Genomic DNA, 22,690 nt, shown 5'->3' with positions numbered 1-22,690 from the left:
ATTACGGTTTAATGAGTTAAAAAGTTTCATTCTTTATAAAAAAGACACCAATGCTGGTGTCTTTTAACGAGTTAATGCCTCTGCTTTTTCAACTTTTTTCTCCATACGCTTGCGGTCACGTTCTAAAATTGGCTTCAAATAATGACCCGTATAGGATTCTTTTACTTTTGCCACTTCTTCTGGCGTACCCGTAGCCACAATTTGTCCGCCTTTATCTCCGCCTTCAGGCCCTAAATCAAGCAGGTAATCAGCTGCTTTGATGACATCTAAATTATGTTCGATCACTAAAACCGTATCTCCATTTTCAACTAAACGCTGGAGCACTTTTAATAATCGTGCAATATCATCGACATGAAGACCGGTAGTCGGTTCGTCTAAAATGTACAGCGTTCTTCCTGTTGAGCGGCGGTGAAGCTCTGAAGCTAACTTTACACGCTGTGCCTCTCCGCCGGATAAAGTAGTAGCCGGCTGTCCAAGGGTGATATAGCCGAGTCCTACATCGTAAATTGTCTGCAGCTTCCGCTTAATCTTTGGAATGTTTTCAAAGAAGTGAAGCGCGTCTTCAACGGTCATATCCAACACATCTGAAATGTTTTGATCTTTATATTTCACTTCTAAAGTTTCACGGTTATATCGTTTGCCGTGGCAGACTTCACAAGGGACGTATACATCTGGCAAGAAATGCATTTCAATCTTGATAATACCGTCTCCTCGACAAGCTTCACAGCGGCCGCCTTTCACGTTAAAGCTAAAACGGCCTTTTTTATATCCGCGCACTTTTGCTTCGTTTGTTTGGGCAAATACATCTCGGATGTCATCGAATACGCCTGTATAAGTTGCAGGGTTCGAACGAGGCGTACGGCCTATGGGAGACTGATCAATATCGATGACTTTATCTAAGTGTTCAATGCCTTTGATTTCTTTATGTTCTCCTGCTTTGCTTTTTGCTTTATGCAGCTTTTGCGCCAATGATTTATGAAGGATATCATTTACCAGCGTACTCTTACCTGATCCAGATACACCTGTAACAGCCGTGAACATACCTAACGGAAGCTTTGCTTTTACATTTTTTAAATTATTTTCTTTTGCTCCTATAATTTCAATCATCCGATCTTTATCTATTGACCGTCTTTCCGCTGGAAGAGGAATAAACTTCTCTCCTGATAGATATTGACCCGTTAAAGAGTTTTCATCCTTCATCACTTCCTGAGGCGTACCTTGAGAAACAACAGCACCTCCGTGTACGCCGGCTCCTGGTCCGATATCAATTAAATAATCAGCTGCCATCATCGTATCTTCGTCATGTTCTACAACAATCAACGTATTTCCAATATCGCGCATATCTTGCATCGTGCGAATTAAGCGATCATTGTCACGCTGATGAAGACCGATAGAAGGTTCATCTAAAATATAAAGAACCCCCGTCAAGCGAGAACCAATTTGAGTAGCTAAACGGATCCGCTGTGCTTCTCCTCCCGAGAGAGTTCCAGCAGAGCGGTTTAATGTTAGGTAATCAAGCCCCACGTTAATGAGAAAGCTTAGACGTTCACGAATTTCACGCAGTATCATATCCGCAATCTTCATGTCTTTTTCAGATAGGCTGAGACTTTCAAAAAAATCATATGCTTCTTTTACTGAGAAGCGGGTTGTATCTCCTATATGCTTTTCGTCAATAAGCACCGCTAAGCTTTCGCGTTTCAAACGATTTCCTTTACATTTTGGACAAGCTTGCTGAGCCATGTACTTTTCCATTTGCTCACGGATATAATCTGAACTCGTTTCATGATAACGGCGCTCTACATTCCGAAGCACGCCTTCAAATTCGATATGATTTTCTCTTACTTGGCCAAAATCATTTTCATAGCGAAAGTAAATTTTTTCTTTACCGCTGCCATATAACACTTTATCAAATAAATGTTCCGGGATATCTCGCACCGGCACGTCCATATCGATGCCGTAATGTGTACATACGGCTTCAAGCAGCTGCGGATAATATTGAGAACTTGTTGGCTCCCAAGGTGCAATTGCGTGCTGGCGAAGCGTTAAGTCATAGTTAGGAATAACTAAATCTTTGTCCACTTCCAATTTCGTTCCTAACCCGTCACACGTTGGACACGCCCCGTACGGACTATTAAATGAAAACATGCGGGGCTCAAGTTCTCCAATGGAGAAACCACATTTTGGACAAGCATGATGCTCACTAAAAAGCAGTTCTTCTTCACCTATCACATCAATAATTACTTTCCCTTCTCCGAGTCGAAGAGCTGATTCCAAAGAGTCCGACAAACGAGCGGCTACACCTTCTTTTACAACAACGCGATCAATTACTACTTCAATGGAGTGCTTTTTGTTTTTTTCCAGTTCAATTTCTTCTGTTATTTCACGCATTTCTCCGTCTACTCGAATGCGAACGTACCCTTCCTTTTTAATATCTTCTAACACTTTTACGTGGGTGCCTTTTCGGCCAGATACCACAGGTGCCAGTACTTGAAGCTTTGTGCGTTCAGGGTACTCTAAAATTCTATCTACCATTTGCTCAATCGTTTGAGATGTAATTTCAATTCCATGATTAGGACAAATCGGCTTTCCTACACGAGCAAACAAAAGGCGCAAATAGTCATAGATTTCGGTCACAGTTCCGACGGTTGAACGAGGGTTTCGGCTCGTTGTTTTTTGGTCGATTGAAATAGCAGGCGACAATCCTTCGATTGAATCTACATCTGGCTTATCCATTTGACCTAAAAACTGTCTTGCATATGCCGAAAGCGACTCGACATAACGTCTTTGTCCTTCTGCATAGATTGTATCGAAAGCCAAAGAAGATTTACCAGAACCTGATAATCCTGTTAACACCACTAATTTGTCTCGCGGGATTTCAATATCGATATTTTTCAAATTGTGGGCTCGTGCACCTTTTACCACGATTTTTTCCATCGCCATGTTTTATCACCCTTCCGCTTTTAATTCTAGAATCAAGTCACGAAGCTCAGCTGCGCGTTCAAAGTTAAGCGCTTTGGCTGCTTCTTTCATTTCTTGTTCCATTTCTTCTACGAGCTTTGCTTTTTCTTTTTTGTTGAGCTTATCGAATGCCGGTGCTTCTTCATACGTTTCTGTATCTTCTGCTACTACTGTCGCACGAATTGAGCCTCGAACTTCTTTTTGAATCGTTGTCGGTGTAATACCATGCTCTTCATTGTAAGCTTCTTGAATACTTCTACGACGCTTGGTCTCATTGATAGCAATGTCCATGGAGTTTGTGATGCGATCTGCATACATAATGACATGTCCATTAGCATTTCGTGCAGCACGTCCGATGGTTTGAATAAGCGATCGTTCTGAACGCAAGAATCCTTCTTTATCCGCGTCTAATATGGTTACTAACGAAACTTCCGGAATATCTAAACCTTCACGAAGTAAGTTAATTCCTACAAGCACATCGTACTTTCCAAGCCGCAGCTCTCGGATAATTTCAATACGCTCGAGCGTCTTCACTTCAGAGTGAAGATATTGAACTTTAATGCCGATTTCTTTTAAGTAGTTCGTTAAATCCTCGGACATTTTCTTTGTTAACGTCGTAACGAGTACTCGTTCATTTCGCTTAATCCGGTCGTGAATTTCTCCAATTAAATCATCAATCTGCCCTTCAATTGGTCGAACCTCAATATTTGGATCCAATAATCCCGTTGGACGGATAATTTGTTCAATCACATCAGGTGCCTTCTCAAGTTCATAAGGACCTGGTGTTGCGGAAACATGAACAATTTGGTTAATATGCTGTTCAAATTCATCAAATTTAAGCGGGCGGTTATCTAATGCGGAAGGCAAGCGGAAACCATGGTCCACTAACACCTGTTTACGCGCTTGGTCCCCATTGTACATTCCTCTAACTTGAGGAATCGTAACGTGTGATTCATCCACAACAAGAAGGAAATCTTCAGGGAAGAAGTCCAGCAGTGTATAAGGTGTAGAACCAGCGGGACGAAGCGTTAAATGACGAGAGTAGTTCTCGATTCCCGAACAAAAGCCCATTTCTCTCATCATTTCTAGGTCGTAGCGCGTGCGCTGCTCCAAGCGCTGCGCTTCTAAAAGCTTGCCTGCTTCTTTTAGCTTCTCTAGCTGTTCTTCTAGTTCTTTTTCAATATTTTGAATGGCAACACGCATTTTTTCTTCTCTCGTGACAAAGTGAGATGCCGGGAAGATAGCTACATGTTCACGATCACCAATGATTTCTCCTGTTAGAGCGTCAACTTCTCGGATGCGGTCAATTTCATCGCCGAAAAACTCGACGCGAATACAGTGTTCATCTCGAGACACAGGGAAAATCTCCACAACATCACCGCGAACGCGAAACGTTCCGCGCTTAAAGTCAATATCATTTCTTTCATACTGTACATCTACTAGCGTACGAAGCAGCTGATTACGCTCTTTTTCCATTCCTACTCGAAGAGATACGACCATTTCTTTGTATTCTTCCGGAGACCCTAAGCCATAAATACAGGATACGCTGGCAATAATAATGACATCTTTTCGTTCAAAAAGAGAAGAAGTTGCCGAGTGACGAAGTTTATCAATTTCATCATTAATGCTTGCATCTTTTTCAATAAATGTATCTGTTTGAGGTACATAGGCTTCAGGCTGATAGTAATCGTAGTAACTGACAAAGTATTCGACTGCATTATTAGGAAAAAACTCTTTAAACTCACTGTACAATTGACCAGCAAGCGTTTTGTTATGAGCCATAATTAGTGTCGGCTTATTTATTTCCTTAATAACATTAGACATGGTGAAGGTTTTTCCCGTTCCTGTAGCACCTAACAAAACTTGATGCTGCTTACCTTCTTTAATTCCTTTCACGATCTTTTCAATTGCCTTTGGCTGATCACCCTGCGGTTGATATGGGGATACTAATTCAAACTGATCTTTCAAATGAAGGCCTCCGTTTCTATTTTCTTTTTTTATCTATTTTTATTACGATATGTAAAAACCGAAAACACGAACTGATATTCGTATTTTATCACTTTATAATCATAAATGAAACTAATGAGTATTAATCTTATATAGTGTTTGTTTGTTTTTATTTTTTACCCTGTTACTTTATTACCCACTAAATTCTTATACTACCCTTTTCGAAGGGAATACAACTCTTTAGATGAAAGCAATAAAAGAAAGTAAGCTGCGTTATTGTTTGAAAAAGATAGGCTTTTGCGCCAATTTCTAAATTATGATACAGTATAAAAAATATGTACTGAGAGGGGTTTAGTATGGCAAGCGTTGATCAAGTTCTTATAAATAACTCCTTTATAACAGTTGAAGAATCAACTTCTTTAGCTAAAGTGACATCTGAACTTTCAAACTATGACTTCGTCGTAGTCACAGCAAGTACCTTTTATGTAATACAAAAAGATGAACGATACCTGTTAACAGGTCATGACGAGGCATCGTCCATAAAAAAAGTAATAGCGGATACAAATTGGCCTTCATCTTCTACTTCTACGTTAGCCAATTTACAAGCCAACACAAACTGGAACAGACCAGTCCTCATTCAAGCAGAAAACCAAGAAACCACAATAGGACTTGTAACACCTTCGCAGTGGATTACACATTTGCATAGCCAAAATGAGATATTAGCTTCCTATTTTGATACATTGGCAGAAACCATTAATGATGCAGTGACAGCGGTCGATAATGAAGGAAATGTAATCTTGTGGAATACTGCTGCGGAACATACGTATAAGATTCAGAGAGATGATATTATTGGCAGAAAAATCGGAGAGCATTTCAAAGATGAATCCATCATTCTACATACGATTCTAAATGAAGGGCGCCCTGTACGCGGAACGTATCATCGTCCTAATGAACAAACTCACGTGCTCATCAATGCATCTCCTATTATAAGAAACAATCGAGTCATAGGTGGAGTCGCAACTGAACATGACATTACCAATATTGTAAGATTAAATGAAGAAATTGATGTGTCTCTTCTCATTCCAAAAGATAATCCATTTTCTTCTTTCGCGGGTATCAGTCCTGAAATTAAGCAAGCCGTTGACATTGCCAAAAAAGTGGCATCTACAGATATGCCTATTTTATTAACAGGAGAACCTGGTTCTGGGAAAGAAATGCTGGCTCAGGCCATCCACTACGGTGGAGCCAAACATAAAGAACCTTTTTTATCTTTAAATTGCGCCACTATTCCATCGGGACTCCTGGAAATTGAGCTCTTTGGTCATCAAAAAGATGTCTTTTCAGAAGATCCAACAACTATTGCGGGAAAACTGGAGCAGGCTCACAACGGGACGTTATTTATTGAAGAAATTGATAAAATGCCTCTTGAAATTCAAGTTAAGTTTCTGCGTTACTTGGAAGAACGATCCTTTTATCACGTTGGAGGCACGGAAGAAATTCAAGTTCAAACCCGAATTGTAGCCTCTACCACAACGCCTTTGGAAGAGTTGCTAAAAGCCGGTGAATTCCATGAAAATCTTTACTATTTGCTGACCGTCATTAACATTATAATTCCGCCGCTTCGAGACCATAAAGAAGACATCGAAGCATTGACACAGCAATTTGTACAGGAATTCAGCAAGAAGTATAAAAAGAAGGCTCCTTTCATTAGCTCTGAAGTTCTCGAAGCCTTTATGCAATACGATTGGCCAGGCAATATTCGCGAGCTGAGAAATACGATTGAACGAATGATTTTTCTAAGTGATCAGTCGTTGATTACCCTTACGCACCTTCCTGACAATCTGAAGGATGCAAGTTCTTTCACAGAAGTTCAAAAAGAAGAAGATTCTCTTCAAGAAGCTAGGCTAATAGAAGAGACTCTTCAAAAAACCTATGGAAACAAAAGTGCAGCAGCAGATTTGCTTGGCATTTCACGCGGCACCCTTTACAACAAAATTAAAGAATACGGACTAAACTAATCAAAAAATTCGACACGAAGCTCAGGGTACTTGTGTCGAATTTTTTATGTTTCTTTGACTGAACTTATTTGGAGAAATTTTTTAATACGAACCATACATTGGCGGGGCGTTCGGCTAGGCGTCTCATGAAATAACCAAACCAATCAATTCCGTAAGGAACATACACCCTTACTTTATATCCTTCTTTTACTAGACGGTCCTGCAGCTCTACGCAAATTCCATAAAGCATTTGGAACTCAAATTGGTCATTTAAAATACCATTTTCTCTTACTAGTCGTTTTGTGTACTGAATCATTTCTTCATCATGACTTGCTACAGCAGTATAGTGACCATTTAATAAATGCATTTTAATGATTTTTTTATAGTTTTCATCTACGTCTTTCTTTTCTGGAAATGATACTTCTGGTGATTCTTTATAAGCTCCTTTTACTAGACGTAAATTAGCTTGATATTGATGTAAGTCATTCATATCTTGTTCTGTACGATGAAGATACGCTTGAATCACAATTCCAACATTATCAAATTCTTTGCGTAATTCTTTATACATATCAAGGGAGATTTGGCAGTGCAAGTAGTCTTCCATATCAATTCGAACAAAAATATTATTCATTCTGGCCGTGTGTAGAATTCTGCGCATATTTTCCATACAAAGCTCTTTGCTAATATCCAATCCTAAAGAAGTCATCTTTAATGATAAATTTGATTGAACGCCCGATTCTGCAATGGCTTCTAGTGTCTGAATGCACATGGCAGCAGACAACCTGGCTTCCTCTTCTGTAAAAACAAATTCTCCTAAATGATCAAGTGTAACAACTTTTCCACTATTGTTAAGCTCCTTAGATGTTTGAATTGCTGATTCGGTTGAGTCTCCAGCAACAAAACGAGCTGCTCCCATCCTCAATCCATACTTTTTAGCTAATTTGTTTATTGAATGATTTTTGCCAAGCGACTGAAACATCGTTCTCATTAATACTTCCATCAATCCTAAACCTCCTTTTATTTTTTAAAATTAAAAATAAACTAAATTTTCAGATTAATAATTTTATTTTTCTATACCCTCCTCACATTTCTGTACACTTATTTAAATAAATTTATACATAAATGTTTAAAAAATTTAAAAATAAACATATTTGTCTAATTAATTTGATTATACTCGCTCATTAAATGAACCGAAACAATATTGTTATAAGTTCTAACTCACTTTTTCACACACAAAAGCTCTCCACGTTGTGCAGAGAGCTTTTGTGTACAGTTTAATAATAAGCGATTAACTTATCATCAAACCAACAATCTTTATTTTCCAGCTGCTAGCATGCTTTTTGCATATATAAAACCGATGGCTGCTGAAAGTAAATCTATTAAAATAATAAGCGGATAATCTGCGTACCCTTTATATACAGAAACAGCTATCAACAAAAGCGTCAGCGCTGTGGCAACATATAAGTTATATGTTACTCTAGCAAACAGAACAAGCAATATGGCGGGTAGAAAAACTGCGGCAATCGTTTTGACTTCCACAAACATTTCTCCTTTTTATCCGTCTTTTAACCAGCTTGTGAATCACGTTTTGTATAATTGTGTACAAACAAAATACCTAGTTCATGATGTTCGTTGTCATACAATGCTCGCTGAGTAAAGCGAACTTCTCCATTTTCGTCAATAACTTCCAGCTTACAAAAAGCACGGTTATTAACTTGTAATGCTTCATAAAATTTATGGACTTCAGATACAGCGATTCCATTTACCTTAATAATCACTTCTCCTACTTTCAAACCCATTTTCTCTGCCGGAGAATGAGGGATGATTCCTAATACAACCAAACCTTGTGTACGCTTAGTAAACAGTGCGGGCGCTTTTTCATCGCTTCGACGCTGCTGCAAACGAATCCACTCTCTTCCTATGATCGCTAGAATAACAACAGCTACAGCGGCAAGAGGATAAAAAATAGCAGCAATCGTAATGATCGTTAATCCCACGCCTAATGCTAATACACGCTTACCAGTAAATTCAATAGATTTAAACGGCACCATACTTTGAATTCGCTGATAAAAACCGATAGCAAAAGGAACAAAAAACAGGCTAAATGATGTTCCGTCAATAGATAACACAGGCCACCATGGAAACACAGACGTAATGGCGCTGCCTGGAATTAAGACAAAAAGCGGGACAACCCATAATTTTTGAGAGTAATGAGCTCCAATTTCCTGCCCTCTTTTACTTTTCACAATGGCTGGAGACGTACCTTTTGCTCCAAATTTCCAAATTAAATATCCTTCTGCTAATACAAGCAGAGACATTAAAATAGTCAGAGAAGGTAAATCTGCGTTATGAGCTTGCACAGACCACGTTTGAATAAATCCTTCACCAAAACCAGATGCCGGAATAAGCAAGGTTGCAAGCACAGCCAATCCTACGGTGTAAGAAGGAGAAAGCCATTTAAATGTCCAAGGGCCGCTTATAATAAAAGTTAAAACAGCTACAAGTACAATCATTCCTATAGATACATAGACACCTAGCAACACGGTAACAACGGATAAAATCAACCCAATAATGATACCTGGAAAAAATAAATATTTTGCTTCTAAAATAAAATCAAACACGCGAACATGAAAATTCTGACGCTCTCTCTTGACGCGAGAAAGACCTACAAAAAACGAGACGAGCAGAAATAAATAAGTTAACGGATGTAAAAACAAACGCCCGATACCTTTTAAGAGCTCTAATGCAAAATCCATTTTTTCACCACCTGTATTTTTCACATTTTTATTACAACATTTACGATTGATTGTTATGTATCATAGGCTTCTTTATTTTATCAAAATGCATCACTAACCGACAATGTTGTTTTTACTAAAAAAGTTCCGTGCTTTGGAAAAGCACGGAACTTTTTCTACTTCTTATTGACTAGCTAGCTTTAAAGCCGTTTGAAGCTGACGATCTTCATCTTTTGATTTAATTTTTTCTAGAAGTTTTGTTTGTAAAAGCGCTGCTGTATCTTCATCGATTTCACCTGTAGCTTTTTGCTTATTGGCTTTTTGGAATGCAGTTACAGCTGTTTCTGTCTCTTTACTAAAATATCCGTCTGTACGTCCAGGTTCAAAGCCAAGACCTTTTAGCATCACTTGAGCATTCTTCACTTGGTCACCTGTCATATCACGTGTTAATGGCTTTTTATCAACTTGAATTGGATTTGCATAATAATAATCCGGCTGCTTGACTTCTACTGTTGGCTTTATACCTTTTTCGTTAATCCAGTTTCCATCAGGCGTTAGCCATTTATAGAACGTTAATTTTAAATTACTGCCGTCTTCCATTGGAACAGCTTGTTGAACGGTTCCTTTCCCATAGGATTTTTCACCGACTAGCTTGTATCCTCCTGCTTCTTTTAATGCCCCGGCAAGAATTTCAGAAGCGGATGCACTCCCTCCATCAATCAAGGCCACAATTGGATAATCCTTTTGCTTTTTCATTGAAGAAACCACTTTTTGACGTTCACCGTTACGATCTTCAATTTGGATATATGGCTTTTTATTCGTTACTAATTTATCAAGCATTTTTTCAACGCTCGTTAAATAGCCACCAGGATTTCCCCGAACGTCTAGAACTAAGCCATCGATATTTTTATTTTCAAGTTTTTTCAACTGTTTCGTAAATTCGTCTCCCGTTGATTCAGAGAATGACGTAATTTCCATGTAGCCAATTTTTTTATTGTTTACATTTTTAACAGAAGAATAGACGGTTTCAATTGGAATCTCATCTCTTACAACTTTTACTTTCATCGTTTCTTTCACGCCCGGTCGTTGAACATCTAATGTCACGGTAGAGCCTTTTTTACCGCGAATTTTTAATACTGCTTCATTCAATTCCAGACCCGCGATACTTTTACCATCGATCTTTAAAATCTGATCATTTGGTTTTAATCCTGCTTTTTCCGCAGGAGATTGTTTAAACGGAGCTACGATTGTTACTTTTCCATCTGCCATGCTTACTTCAGCGCCAATTCCCTCAAACGATGAATCAAGAGACTGCGTGAATTGCTGGGCCGTTTTCTTATCCATGTAAGATGAGTGAGGGTCTCCTAAGGTTTGTACCATCCCTTGGATTGCGCCATCTAATAATTTTTTGTCATCTACATCTTTGTAATATTTTGAAGATATCAGTTCATAAGCTTGCTTGATTTTGTCTAGCTCTTCCTTTTCCACTTTACTATCATTTGAAGAAGTTGTAAGGGGGGTACTGACCGTTCCAGCATTTGCATACTGAATGCCAAAATATGTACCTGCTGCTCCAACAACTAAGGAGAGTGCCATTAATAGTGCAACGATTTTCCGATTCAAGTTCTTTCATCCTCCTCAACCTTAAGCCATCTCTTCTTATTATAATAGATACAACCAAAACTATGTAATAAAAAGGATGCATGTGTTATTTGTAGCAAAAGGCACCACACAAATCAAGTGCGATGCCTTTTTGTTAAACTATATGTTGAGCTTGTACCACGTATGCTAGGAACTTAAAATTTAATATAACTTTCAGGGTTTACAGCGGAACTTTTGCCTTTCCAATCGCCTTTATGCAATTCAAAATGCAGGTGAGCACCAAACGAACGTCCTGTGTTCCCTATATAACCTAATTGTTGACCTTTATTGATAGATTGACCGCTTGAGACGCTGTAGCTCTCTAAATGAGCATAAACTGTAACCCACGTCTGACCTTCTACATTGTGACGAATAAATACGGCATTACCAAAAGAAGAAGAATGATATGCTCTAATTACCTTTCCGCTTGCTGCGGCTACAACTGGCACACTTTCTCCTCGCTTTCCAATATCAATACCGTAGTGTCCTCTTCCAAACGTTTCTCGATACCCAAAATGAGATGTTACCGGGCCCTTTGCCGGCCTCATAAACGACCCGCTTGTAACAGGGGGTGCCTCCTCTGTTGCCCCGGCTTTTTCAATTTCTTGCTGTTGAGCTTGTGCTGCATTTTTTTGATCAGCTAAAATAGAAGCTTGCTCTTCTAATCCAACGGCTTCTTCATTAAATTCTTTTTCCTGATTTTTGAGCGTTTGCATGAGCTGATTCTTTTCATCCACTTGTCTTTGCAGCTGCGCACGAAGATTTTTAAGTTCTTCAAGCGCTTGGCTTACTTCCGTTAGCTTGTTTTGAACTTTTGTTTCTTTCTCTTCTTTTGCCTTTTTATCGGCTTCATGCTGCATTAACAAATCACGGTCAGCCCCTACAATTGTCGAAACCGCACTCACTCTGCTAATAAAGTCTCCGAAGCTTTCAGAGCCTAGCAGTACATCTATGTAATCCACAGACCCGCCATTTTCTTGTAAAGCACGAGCACGTTTTTTTAATAGCTCATTTCGTTTTTCAATTCGTTTTTTTACAACGTCAATCTCGCTTTTCAGCTTCTCGATGTCTCGCTTTGCTTTTTCTACTTCAGATTCACGGCTGCGGATATCTGCATTCGTTTGTCCGACTTCTGAATCCAAGCGCGCGATCTCAGCTTCTTCGTTTTTTTGCTTTTCTTGAACCTCTTTTAATTTCTCTTTATTTTGATTAATATTTTGGTTCACATCATCACTTTTTTTCTCTAAATCACTGAGTTTAGTAGTGCTGGCACTTTGTGCATAAGCAATTTTTTCATTACCTATCCAAACCGCACTTAGTCCAACTAAAACTGCTGCTGTCATTACTAATGTCTTACGTGTCATTTGTTTCTCCTCATCTGCACATATTTCCCCGTATAAACGGGCATTAGCAAGACCCCCATTAGCACTTTTTTCTATTTTTATGTGTAATTACACAACAACCTCACATTTGATAAACATCAAATGTGAGGTTGTTGTAATCTATTATGTTAAAAATCTATTCTTATTTTCGCAAGAACTTACGGATGGATAATGTACTTCCCCACATCCCAATTAGACCGCCGATCACTAATAATAATAGCGACACTTGAAGCACGAATGGAAAGGCAGGTAAAAGTTCAAAGAATCCATCAAACTTAGGTTGAACTTCATTATATAAAACGCTGTACACACCGATAATAACTGCAATTGGCACAATAGAACCAAGCACTCCTAAAAACAGACCTTCAATAAAGAACGGCCAGCGAATAAAGGAGTTGGTGGCTCCAACTAAGCGCATAATTTCAATCTCTTCACGGCGAGCTACAATCGTAATTTTAATTGTATTTGAAATTAGGAACATTGCTGTAAATAGAAGCCCTAAAATCAGCACTACTCCGATATTACGAGCTACTTTCAGCACTTTAAATAACTTTTCAACTTGATCTTGTCCGTATTGAACTTTTGCTGCATACGGATATTTCTCAATTTGTTTAGCTACTTTTGCGACATCAGTCGGCTCTTTTGTTTTAACAACAAATACATCATTTAATGGGTTTTGCTGTTCAAACGGTTCAAAAGCTTGTCCTTCATCACCCATACTATTAATCAAATCTTTTAACTCTTTATCTTTAGAAGAAAACGTCACCGTATCAACTTGCTTAATTGCATCTAGCTTTTCCTTCATTGCTTTTCGATCATCTGCTGTAGCTGCAGCATCAACGTGAACGCGAATTTCCACATCATTTTCAATCAATTTGGCAATGTGGTTTAAATTCATCATCAACATAAAAAATACGCCTACAAGCAAGAGCGTCACGGTAACAGCACTTGCAGATGCGAATGTCATCCAGCCGTTTCTTCCTAAACTTTTAGATCCTTCACGTAAGTGGCGACCGAATGTCCTAGCCTTCATATCCGTATTCACCTCTTACTTCATCGCGCACAACATTTCCATTTTCAATCGCAATTACGCGCTTTCGAATTGTATTTACAATTTCACGGTTATGCGTTGCCATTAAAATAGTCGTACCGCGTTTATTAATCTCCTCAAAGATATCCATAATTTCCCACGAAGTCTCCGGATCAAGATTCCCTGTCGGTTCGTCGGCGATGACAACCTTAGGACTATTCACAATTGAACGCGCAATAGACACACGCTGCTGCTCTCCTCCAGATAGTTCATCAGGGAAAGAATCCATTTTACCCTTTAACTTAACAAGCTCTAGCACCTCTAGCACTCGCTTTTTAATTTCTTCGGGACTTTGCTCAATTACTTCTAGTGCAAAAGCAATGTTTTCATAGACCGTTAATTTTGGAAGCAGCTTGAAATCCTGAAAGACTACACCAATATGACGTCTAAAGATAGGAACTTTGCTATCTTTTATTTTTGCTACATTTGCACCGTTTACAATGATATTTCCTGAAGAAGGCTTTTCTTCACGATACATCATTTTAATAAAAGTGGATTTTCCTGCTCCACTTGGTCCTACGATATAAGCAAACTCACCTTGATTAATCTTGATGCTAATGCCATTGATTGCTTTTACACCGTTCGGATACGTTTTATATACATTTTGCATTTCAATCATAAGTAATCACCTAATCAAGTGTGTTATTTTAATACTATGTAAAACTTGTCAAAATACGACAAAACTCTACAATTCAAACCAAAAATTCGACTCTTCTCACGCGCTTTCTCATTATAACATCACTCTTCGTGAAAATAAGCCCCAAAAATATTACATTTTTATTTCAAATATGACATAAGTAGGATATTTTTAGCAAGGTATGAGAATTTATCCTTATTTTTAATTCTGTTGTTTTTTGCTGTGCATTTTTTACGAATATCGTTAGACAAAGCACATTCATGTCTACTTTTTTTACAAATAAGGTATGATAAATAAGAAAAACGATGAGGAGAGATAACATGATCACCATTTATGGAAGTTCACGAGAAAACGGAAATACGGAGGAATTAGCTAAAGTAGTGTTAAAAGATATCAATACGGAAGAAGTTTACTTGCGCCGGCATACCATTAACCCTATTACTGATATGCGTCACGATGAACTTGGATTTACCAATCAACAAGATGATTATTATGATATAGCGAAAAAGATGGCAGCGCACGACACTATTTTATTTGTTACGCCTCTTTACTGGTACGGTATGAGCGGATTAATGAAGAACTTTGTGGATCGTTGGTCTGAAAGTCTTAGAGATTCGACAATCAGCTTTAAAGAACAAATGAAAAATAAGCGCGTGTATGTATTAGTAGTAGGGGGCACAGGTGCATCTGTAAAAGCTCTTCCTCTTATTATGCAATTTCAATACATTGTCGATTTTATTGGCTCTTCCTTTAGCGGATACATCATTGGAGAAGCAAATGCACCTGGAGACATAGCAAAAGATGTCAAAGCTCAAAAGCAAGCCATTGTCTTAAACCAAGAATTAAAGCAGCTTTAACACAAAAATAAGACGGGTATCCGTCTTATTTTTTCTTTGCCAGCCAAGCAGCAACTTTCTTTGCATCTTCTTCATTAATTAGTCCCTTTGGCATACCGCCTTGACCATTATTGATAATGTTTTCAATTTCAGCTTCTGAGTGCTTGCTGCCTACATGCTGCAAGCTTGGCCCATTCGCTCCTCCTAAATCTACTCCGTGACAGCCTGTACAGTTTTTCTTCACAATGTCTTCTGCACTCGCTGAAGATTCACCAGCAGATTCATTTTTAGAGCTTCCTCCGCCGCACGCAGACAAAACAAGCGCTAGACCGATTGTTAACGTCAGTAATACTTTTTTCAAGCCTTCTCCCCCTTGCTGTAGAGTTTTCACTCTATTATAACCTACTCCAGAATGTTTAAAACACTCTGTTTACAAGGACTTTGTTTCAATTTCATGAATTCTCTCATCACACTTATGTATACGATTAAGCAATTGATTCGTTTCCTAAACGTTTTTTGTATACTACGCGTGAAATTGTCACACTGAGCTCATATAAAAGCAGAAGCGGGACAATGACTAAAATATCCGAAATAAAATCAGGAGGAGTAATAAGTACGGATATCACAATTAAAGCAAAATATGATAGCTTCCTTGCTCTAGCTAACCTTAATGGATTTAGAACCCCTAAGCGCGTTAAGAATAGAACAACTAAAGGCATTTCAAATAAAAACCCAAACGGTAAACAAAGATTAAGCATAAAACGAAAATAATGCTCAGCCGTAAACATCAGTGAAAACTGATCATTCGACAAGCCCGTTAAAAATGCTAAAACCATTGGAAATAAAACAAAATAACCAAACCCCAGCCCGCTTACAAACAAAAGAAAAAAGAATGGAATGAAGGTAATCAGAACCTTATATTCTTCCTTTTTTAAACCAGGTGAAACAAACCGAAATAATTGATAAGCAGCTACTGGAAGTGTAAAAGCAAGCGCAAAAACAAATGCAATCATCATATAAATCCATACGATTTCACTTGGTCCAAGTACCGCAAGCTTGCCGTCCAAATCTTTTACTAGCCACTGATAAATATCTTGCACAAATACAAAACTGACAATAAGTAAAACTACAAATGCACAAAGTGTTTTAATAATACGAACACGCAATTCTTCAAGGTGCTCCATCAGGCTCATTTCTCCCATTGTCTTTCTCTCCTTTCTCACAAGTAGAAATAGACGAGTTTCCTCGTCTATTTCCTTACTTACGATGTGGATTCATTCCCTTTTTGTTCAGAAACGGTTGCGGTCTGCTTTTCTTTAACACTTTCATCATCTGATACGAGCCCTTTTGCTGCTCCTTTAAATTCAGTTAATGTTCGTCCAAACGCTCGTCCAACTTCCGGCAGCTTAGACGGTCCAAAAATTATTAACGCAATGACTAAAATAATAACCAAACCAGGGATTCCAATATTAGAAAACATACTTGACCTCCTTTTTCTTGCTTAGTTTACTGCTGAACTTTTTCTTTCTTTTTCAACTCTTGTTTTTCATGTGCTTTCCCGTGTGCCCGCATACGATCTTCCTCTACTTCCTTAGAAATCTTTAGTCCACGCGGCACGTTATTCACTTCAACTTCCGTCATACCTTTTCCATCTTTTTTATATTGAAAGGAAGCTCGAGTTGAAATTTCTGCACCAGGCTCTGTTACAAAAGGCATAACGCGATAATCGGCTTGCCATATATCAGGAGTTACCGTACACCTTACATATCCTCTATAATCATTAAAAAATGTGAGGTGTGGATTTTGACTTAAAATTTTATCCGTGTCTGCTCGTTTATCTGCTCCGTTCCCTCCGGAAGTGATGGAGGTGCCGATGAACTCTGCACCAATAATTCTTGAATTAAGGTTAGCAAAATCCGCGTATAAGTTAGAAGCCCAGTTAGCGTGTACATCTCCAGTTAGTACAATGACGTTGTCCAACTTTTTCTTTTCAATAAAATCAATGACGCGCTGACGATTCGCCGTATACCCATCCCATGCATCCATGCTGTATGTAGGCTTAGCAGCCGTTCCAAATTTTCTTGGCGCAAAGAAAATTTGTTGAGCCAGTACGTTCCAATGACACGCTGACTTTTCAAGATTAGTAAACAGCCATTTTTCTTGTTCATTCCCCAATAGCGTACGTTTGGAATCAAGAGATTCTGGCGTTTGCGGCTTTGTTCCGTCTCCGTTTGCTTGATCGTCTCTGTATTGACGCGTATCCAACACTTGAAAAGAAGCTAGTTTCCCATATGAAAAGTCACGATGTAATCTCATATCCGCTCCGTGAGGCAAGGATGTTTGACGCAAAGGCATGTGTTCGTAATAAGCTTGATAAGCTGCCGCACGGCGTTGAATAAATGCTTCTACTGATTGGCCTTTTTCAGGAATTACGTTTGCATAATTGTTTTCTACTTCATGATCATCCCACGTCACAATCCATGGAAAAACAGCGTGAGCAGACTTCAAATTGGCATCTGACCTGTACTGAGCATGCCTGTTTCGATAGTCTTGCAGCGTTTGAATTTCTGCGCTGCTGTGAGTACGAACGTTTCCGCTTGCAGCCACGTACTCGTTTGGTCCATATTCATAGATGTAATCGCCCAAATGAACGACAAAATCTAATTGTTCTTTAACCATATGCTCATAGGCTGTAAAGTACCCATGTTCATATTGCTGACACGAAGCGAATGCAAACGTCATACTGGCTACTTCTGCATTTGCTGAAGGAAGTGTTTTTGTTTTTCCAACCGGGCTTAACTCATGGCCGCTTTTAAATCGATAATAATAAATATGACTCGGCTTCAATCCTTTTACATCAACGTGAACCGAATGAGCAAGTTCGGGTCTAGCCACTTCTGTTCCTCGTTTCACAATTCGATGAAAGTCTTCATCTTCACTAAGCTCCCATTTTACTGGAATAGGTTGATTAGGCATTCCCCCGCCATTCAACGGGTCTGGTGCTAATCTTGTCCAAAGAACAATGCTATCTGCTAAAGGGTCTCCTGATGCGACGCCTAGAGTGAACGGATAACTTGAAAATTTAGGCGCTGCAGCTGAAACTTCTACTGCATTTAAACCAACAGACTGAGCAATTGTTAAGCCAAGTGATACTCCCGCTACTTTTCCAGCTCCTTGTAAGAAACGCCGTCTATCAAACCCTTTACTCGAAGAAAAGCTATTTTTTTTCACTTGCTCTATTAATTCGTTTAACGATTTATTTTCCACTGCACATGCCCCTTCCTCATGATTTAACTCAAATTATAAATACTGTTTGTAAAAGGAATATAAAGGATTGTAAAGAAGCACTTACTGCAAAACAGGTATTTTTAACCATTTTATTTCATTGACAAAATAAGTGAACTGAAGACAGCAACCTTTAAATTTCTGCATTTTCTTAATTTTCTTTTTAACAATAGTTCTTTACGCTCGTTTTTCTTCATCCAAATTTTACAAAGTCCAACAACTAAAAAAAGGCAGCATACCTAAGTATGCTGCCTTTTGATTAAATATGAGAACGTAAATACGCATCGATAAATGGATCTAGATCTCCATCCATTACGCTTTGCGTATTTCCGACTTCCGTATTTGTACGGTGATCTTTTACTAATGAATACGGATGGAATACGTACGAACGAATTTGACTTCCCCATCCAATATCTTTTTGTTCTCCGCGAATTTCAGCTAGCTGTTCTTGCTGCTTTTCAATTTCTAATTGATACAGCTTAGATTTTAACATTTTCATTGCTTGCTCACGGTTTTTAATTTGTGAACGTTCCGTCTGACAAGATACGACTACATTAGTTGGGAGGTGAGTAATACGAACAGCTGAATCTGTTGTATTGATATGCTGACCTCCGGCACCGCTTGCACGATACGTATCAACCTTCAAATCTTCCGTACGAATATCAATTGAAATTTCATCATTAAATTCCGGCATTATGTCGCACGATACGAATGATGTATGACGACGGCCTGATGAATCAAACGGAGAAATACGAACGAGACGATGAACGCCTTTTTCAGCTTTTAAATACCCGTACGCATTATGACCTTTAATTAAAAGCGTTACACTTTTAATACCAGCTTCATCTCCAGGTAAGTAATCAAGCGTTTCTACTTTGAAACCTTTTTTCTCTGCCCAGCGCGTATACATACGTAGTAACATTGAACCCCAATCCTGTGATTCTGTTCCACCAGCACCTGGGTGCAGTTCTAAAATGGCATTATTTTTATCATACGGCTCGCTTAAAAGCAGCTGTAATTCAAAGTCATTCATGCCTGATATAAGCTCTTTTAATTCACTAACTAGTTCTTCTGCTAAATCTTCATCGTATTCTTCTTTTACAAGTTCATGAGACACTTGCAAATTTTCATATGTTTCATCCAAGTGGTTAAATTGATTTACTGCATCTTTCAAACCATTGGCTTCATTAATAACAGTCTGAGCTGCCTGCTGGTCATTCCAAAAATTTGGATCAGCCATAGTCTCATCTAATTCATCGATACGAGCTTGTTTTGTATCGAGGTCAAAGAGACCCCCTAAAGTCCGCTAATCGCTTAGCTGTTTTGTCAAGTTCTTGCTTAATTTCTACTAAATCCATGAGTTGAACACCTCTATTTTATTTTTGACGCACAGGAAGGAAATGAGAAGACTCATTTCCTTCCTGTACTAATTCATTCTATACTAATTGACTCTTACTTTATGATTCTTTACCGCAGCAGTTTTTATACTTTTTGCCACTTCCGCAGATACAAGGATCATTTCGGCCAACTTCTATTGCATTTACTTTTGGCTTCTTCTTAGCCGGCGCGTCTCCTTCTTTTGGATGAACAGCCGCCTGACCTTGCGCTACCTCTTGACGCTCAAGGTTGTTGTTAATTTCTGCTTTCATGATATACTTCGTCACTTCTTCTTCAATGCTTGCAATCATATTTTCAAACATCGCAAAACCTTCCATTTGGTATTCGCGAAGAGGATCTGTTTGGCCGTACGCACGAAGGTGGATACCTTGGCGAAGCTGATCCATCGTATCGATATGATCCATCCATTTAGAATCAACTGCTCTAAGAACAACAACTTTTTCAAATTCACGCATTTGTTCTTCAGGGAGCTGCTCTTCTTTTTCATTATAACGAGCTTTTGCATGATCTACCAGCAGTTCTACCATTTCTTCAGGCTCTTTACGGCGAAGATCTTCTTCTGTGACTTCACCTTCCTCAAGAACATTAGCATTTACGTAATCAATAATCGCTTGTAAATTCCATTCTTCTTCTAATTCTTCACGCGGTGTGTTTACTTCAACCACACGCTGTAGAGTTGATTCAATCATACGTTCTACAATCGCACGCAGGTTGTCTGAATCAAGTACTTCAAAGCGCTGTTTGTAAATAACTTCACGCTGTTGACGAAGCACGTCATCATATTGAAGCAATTGTTTACGCGCATCGAAGTTATTACCTTCAACGCGTTTTTGAGCGGATTCAACAGCTCTTGTTACAATTTTACTTTGAATTGGCTGTGAGTCATCCATACCAAGGCGATCCATCATTGCCATCATATTATCTGAACCAAATCGGCGCATTAATTCATCTTCCATGGATAGATAGAATTGAGATACCCCTGGATCCCCTTGACGTCCAGCACGTCCGCGAAGCTGATTATCAATACGGCGTGATTCATGACGCTCTGTACCAATTACAGCAAGGCCTCCAGCTTCAACGACACCTTCACCTAGTTTGATATCCGTACCACGACCGGCCATATTTGTTGCGATTGTTACCGCACCTTTGTAACCCGCATTTTCGATAATATCCGCTTCACGCTCATGCTGTTTTGCATTTAAAACGTGATGGGGAATGCCTTTTTTCTTTAATAAAGCTGATAAAATTTCAGATGTTTCAATCGCAACTGTACCAACAAGAACAGGCTGTCCTTTTGCGTGGCGCTCGGCAATATCTTCTACTACCGCATTAAACTTGCCTTCCATTGACTTATAAATTAAATCTGCTTTATCATCACGTGAAATTGGCTTGTTTGTCGGAATAACAACAACGTGCATATTGTAAATATTACGGAATTCTTCTTCTTCCGTTTTAGCTGTACCCGTCATACCTGATAATTTTTCATACATACGGAAGTAGTTTTGGAATGTGATCGTAGCTAACGTCATGCTTTCATTTTGAATCTCAACATTCTCTTTAGCTTCGATAGCTTGATGCAAGCCGTCGCTAAAACGTCTTCCTTTCATTAAACGACCAGTAAATTGGTCAACGATTACGACCTGATCTTCATCAATTACGTAATCCACATCATTTTGCATCGTTACATGTGCTTTAAGCGCTTGGTTGATGTGATGGTTTAGCGCTACGTGTGAAATATCAAATAAGTTTTCAATGCCAAATGCGCGCTCTGCTTTTGACATACCTTCTTCGGTTAGCTGAACGCTTTTTGTTTTGATATCAAAAGTAAAATCGGTTTCTTTATCAAGCGTGCGAACGAATGCATTAGCTTGAATATAAAGAGCAGTCGATTTCTGCGCGCTGCCGGATATAATAAGCGGCGTACGTGCTTCATCAATTAAGATAGAGTCAACTTCATCGATTACGGCAAAATGAAGCGGACGTTGAACCATTTGTTCTTTGTAAAGCACCATGTTATCACGTAAATAGTCAAATCCGAGTTCATTATTTGTACTATACGTAATATCCGCTGCATATGCTTCTTGCTTTTCTTCACGCGTTAAATGGTTTAAATTTAAACCTACTTTCAAGCCTAGGAATTCATATAAACGACCCATTTCACTAGCATCACGGCTCGCTAAGTATTCATTGACTGTTACTACATGTACACCTTTTCCTGTAATGGCGTTTAAGTATACAGGCATAGTAGCTGTCAACGTTTTACCTTCACCCGTTTTCATTTCCGAGATATTCCCTTCATGCAGAGAAATACCCCCCATTAGCTGAACTTTGTACGGATACATGCCTAACACACGTTTCGCTGCTTCACGTACAACCGCAAAAGCTTCATCTAATAGGTTATCGAGCGATTCGCCATTTTGGTAGCGTTGTTGAAATTCAGCCGTTTTTTCACGAAGCTGATCGTCTGTTAAAGACGCTATTTCAGGACCTAACGCATCAATTTGGTCCGCCATTTTTTCTAAACGGCCGATTTGGCGCTGATTGCCGTCAAACACTTTTTTAAATAATCCAAGCATATTAAAACGCTCCTCTATTTATAATCAGTACATTTTATACTATTTTCATTCATATCTGTATCTTTCATTATAAAACATTCTGAGTAAAATTGTAACATTGCAGCTAAACAAGTAGCAACTTGTACCCTTTTTCGTCTGTCTCTTTACTAGTACTACTCTATTAACAAGTTATTTTCTATTGTGATTTCCCCTGCCTCACTCTTACAAT

At 38.8% G+C, this 22,690-nt stretch carries 17 protein-coding genes; 2 read left to right on the top strand and 15 right to left on the bottom strand.

Annotation, left to right across the window (positions count from 1 at the left end; genetic code table 11):
• Positions 1-63 precede the first annotated feature (63 nt).
• Positions 64-2,940, bottom strand: coding sequence for an excinuclease ABC subunit UvrA (gene uvrA, locus POF52_RS19345; RefSeq protein ID WP_230184005.1), 2,877 nt, complete (start codon positions 2,938-2,940; stop codon positions 64-66).
• 6 nt (positions 2,941-2,946) lie between these two features.
• Positions 2,947-4,926 (bottom strand): excinuclease ABC subunit UvrB, encoded by a 1,980-nt coding sequence (uvrB, locus tag POF52_RS19340; RefSeq protein WP_013059732.1) that lies wholly within the window; start codon positions 4,924-4,926, stop codon positions 2,947-2,949.
• Positions 4,927-5,261: 335 nt separating this feature from the next.
• Here uvrB and POF52_RS19335 point away from each other — a divergent pair, with 335 nt between their 5' ends.
• Entirely contained in the window at positions 5,262-6,923 is a 1,662-nt protein-coding gene (locus POF52_RS19335) for a sigma-54 interaction domain-containing protein (RefSeq protein ID WP_043977375.1), read from the top strand.
• 64 nt (positions 6,924-6,987) lie between these two features.
• Here the strand turns inward: POF52_RS19335 and POF52_RS19330 are convergent, their stop codons facing one another.
• From POF52_RS19330 to ftsE, 7 genes are all read right to left on the bottom strand, one after another.
• Positions 6,988-7,902: a proline dehydrogenase gene (locus tag POF52_RS19330; protein ID WP_271994350.1), complete on the bottom strand. Its 915-nt coding sequence runs from the start codon at positions 7,900-7,902 to the stop codon at positions 6,988-6,990.
• Between the two features lie 314 nt (positions 7,903-8,216).
• Positions 8,217-8,447 carry a DUF2198 family protein gene (locus tag POF52_RS19325; RefSeq protein ID WP_029711203.1) on the bottom strand — a complete coding sequence of 77 codons (231 nt, stop codon included), beginning with the start codon at positions 8,445-8,447 and terminating at the stop codon, positions 8,217-8,219.
• A gap of 20 nt (positions 8,448-8,467) precedes the next feature.
• Positions 8,468-9,658, bottom strand: a complete 1,191-nt coding sequence (locus POF52_RS19320) for a PDZ domain-containing protein (RefSeq protein ID WP_025752562.1) — start codon at positions 9,656-9,658, stop codon at positions 8,468-8,470.
• 162 nt (positions 9,659-9,820) lie between these two features.
• A complete protein-coding gene (locus POF52_RS19315) occupies positions 9,821-11,260 on the bottom strand; it encodes a S41 family peptidase (protein WP_176585239.1) in 1,440 nt (479 codons plus the stop codon).
• 173 nt (positions 11,261-11,433) lie between these two features.
• Positions 11,434-12,642 carry a murein hydrolase activator EnvC family protein gene (locus POF52_RS19310; RefSeq protein ID WP_271994175.1) on the bottom strand — a complete coding sequence of 403 codons (1,209 nt, stop codon included), beginning with the start codon at positions 12,640-12,642 and terminating at the stop codon, positions 11,434-11,436.
• A gap of 160 nt (positions 12,643-12,802) precedes the next feature.
• Complete coding sequence (gene ftsX, locus POF52_RS19305; RefSeq protein ID WP_014457813.1) at positions 12,803-13,693, bottom strand: permease-like cell division protein FtsX; 891 nt, start codon at positions 13,691-13,693, stop codon at positions 12,803-12,805.
• Positions 13,683-14,369, bottom strand: coding sequence for a cell division ATP-binding protein FtsE (ftsE, locus tag POF52_RS19300; RefSeq protein WP_014457812.1), 687 nt, complete (start codon positions 14,367-14,369; stop codon positions 13,683-13,685). Before ftsE ends, ftsX begins: the two co-directional genes overlap by 11 nt.
• Before the next feature lie 338 nt (positions 14,370-14,707).
• Here ftsE and POF52_RS19295 point away from each other — a divergent pair, with 338 nt between their 5' ends.
• Positions 14,708-15,244: a flavodoxin family protein gene (locus POF52_RS19295; protein ID WP_176585237.1), complete on the top strand. Its 537-nt coding sequence runs from the start codon at positions 14,708-14,710 to the stop codon at positions 15,242-15,244.
• Positions 15,245-15,269: 25 nt separating this feature from the next.
• Here the strand turns inward: POF52_RS19295 and cccB are convergent, their stop codons facing one another.
• From cccB to secA, 6 genes are all read right to left on the bottom strand, one after another.
• A complete protein-coding gene (gene cccB / locus POF52_RS19290) occupies positions 15,270-15,584 on the bottom strand; it encodes a cytochrome c551 (RefSeq protein ID WP_013059743.1) in 315 nt (104 codons plus the stop codon).
• A 124-nt stretch (positions 15,585-15,708) separates the two neighbouring features.
• On the bottom strand, positions 15,709-16,425 hold the full coding sequence (gene tatC / locus POF52_RS19285) for a twin-arginine translocase subunit TatC (protein ID WP_176585236.1): 717 nt from the start codon (positions 16,423-16,425) through the stop codon (positions 15,709-15,711).
• Between the two features lie 59 nt (positions 16,426-16,484).
• Positions 16,485-16,703: a twin-arginine translocase TatA/TatE family subunit gene (locus POF52_RS19280; RefSeq protein ID WP_016765885.1), complete on the bottom strand. Its 219-nt coding sequence runs from the start codon at positions 16,701-16,703 to the stop codon at positions 16,485-16,487.
• 26 nt (positions 16,704-16,729) lie between these two features.
• Positions 16,730-18,463: an alkaline phosphatase D family protein gene (locus tag POF52_RS19275; protein WP_373685884.1), complete on the bottom strand. Its 1,734-nt coding sequence runs from the start codon at positions 18,461-18,463 to the stop codon at positions 16,730-16,732.
• 304 nt (positions 18,464-18,767) lie between these two features.
• Positions 18,768-19,866 (bottom strand): peptide chain release factor 2 gene (prfB, locus tag POF52_RS19270; RefSeq protein WP_114324550.1). Its coding sequence is split into 2 segments (ribosomal slippage): positions 18,768-19,802 and positions 19,804-19,866, totalling 1,098 coding nucleotides; the frame shifts between segments, so codons are not numbered across the junction.
• Between the two features lie 99 nt (positions 19,867-19,965).
• Complete coding sequence (gene secA / locus POF52_RS19265) at positions 19,966-22,482, bottom strand: preprotein translocase subunit SecA (RefSeq protein ID WP_176585234.1); 2,517 nt, start codon at positions 22,480-22,482, stop codon at positions 19,966-19,968.
• Positions 22,483-22,690 lie beyond the last annotated feature (208 nt).

It is taken from the genome of Priestia sp. AB, from assembly GCF_028369225.1.
GTDB classification, from domain to species: domain Bacteria; phylum Bacillota; class Bacilli; order Bacillales; family Bacillaceae_H; genus Priestia; species Priestia megaterium.
Note: the sequence above shows the minus strand (reverse complement) of the source record. Positions and strands in the feature narration are given on the sequence as shown.

Bases quoted from the DNA above. Each gene is read 5' to 3' on its own strand.
- uvrA (WP_230184005.1), bottom strand. From the start codon at position 2,940: ATGGCGATGGAAAAAATCGTGGTAAAAGGTGCACGAGCCCACAATTTG.
- POF52_RS19335 (WP_043977375.1), top strand. From the start codon at position 5,262: ATGGCAAGCGTTGATCAAGTTCTTATAAATAACTCCTTTATAACAGTT.
- POF52_RS19330 (WP_271994350.1), bottom strand. From the start codon at position 7,902: ATGGAAGTATTAATGAGAACGATGTTTCAGTCGCTTGGCAAAAATCAT.
- POF52_RS19325 (WP_029711203.1), bottom strand. From the start codon at position 8,447: ATGTTTGTGGAAGTCAAAACGATTGCCGCAGTTTTTCTACCCGCCATA.
- POF52_RS19320 (WP_025752562.1), bottom strand. From the start codon at position 9,658: ATGGATTTTGCATTAGAGCTCTTAAAAGGTATCGGGCGTTTGTTTTTA.
- POF52_RS19310 (WP_271994175.1), bottom strand. From the start codon at position 12,642: ATGACACGTAAGACATTAGTAATGACAGCAGCAGTTTTAGTTGGACTA.
- ftsX (WP_014457813.1), bottom strand. From the start codon at position 13,693: ATGAAGGCTAGGACATTCGGTCGCCACTTACGTGAAGGATCTAAAAGT.
- ftsE (WP_014457812.1), bottom strand. From the start codon at position 14,369: ATGATTGAAATGCAAAATGTATATAAAACGTATCCGAACGGTGTAAAA.
- POF52_RS19295 (WP_176585237.1), top strand. From the start codon at position 14,708: ATGATCACCATTTATGGAAGTTCACGAGAAAACGGAAATACGGAGGAA.
- tatC (WP_176585236.1), bottom strand. From the start codon at position 16,425: ATGGGAGAAATGAGCCTGATGGAGCACCTTGAAGAATTGCGTGTTCGT.
- POF52_RS19280 (WP_016765885.1), bottom strand. From the start codon at position 16,703: ATGTTTTCTAATATTGGAATCCCTGGTTTGGTTATTATTTTAGTCATT.
- secA (WP_176585234.1), bottom strand. From the start codon at position 22,482: ATGCTTGGATTATTTAAAAAAGTGTTTGACGGCAATCAGCGCCAAATC.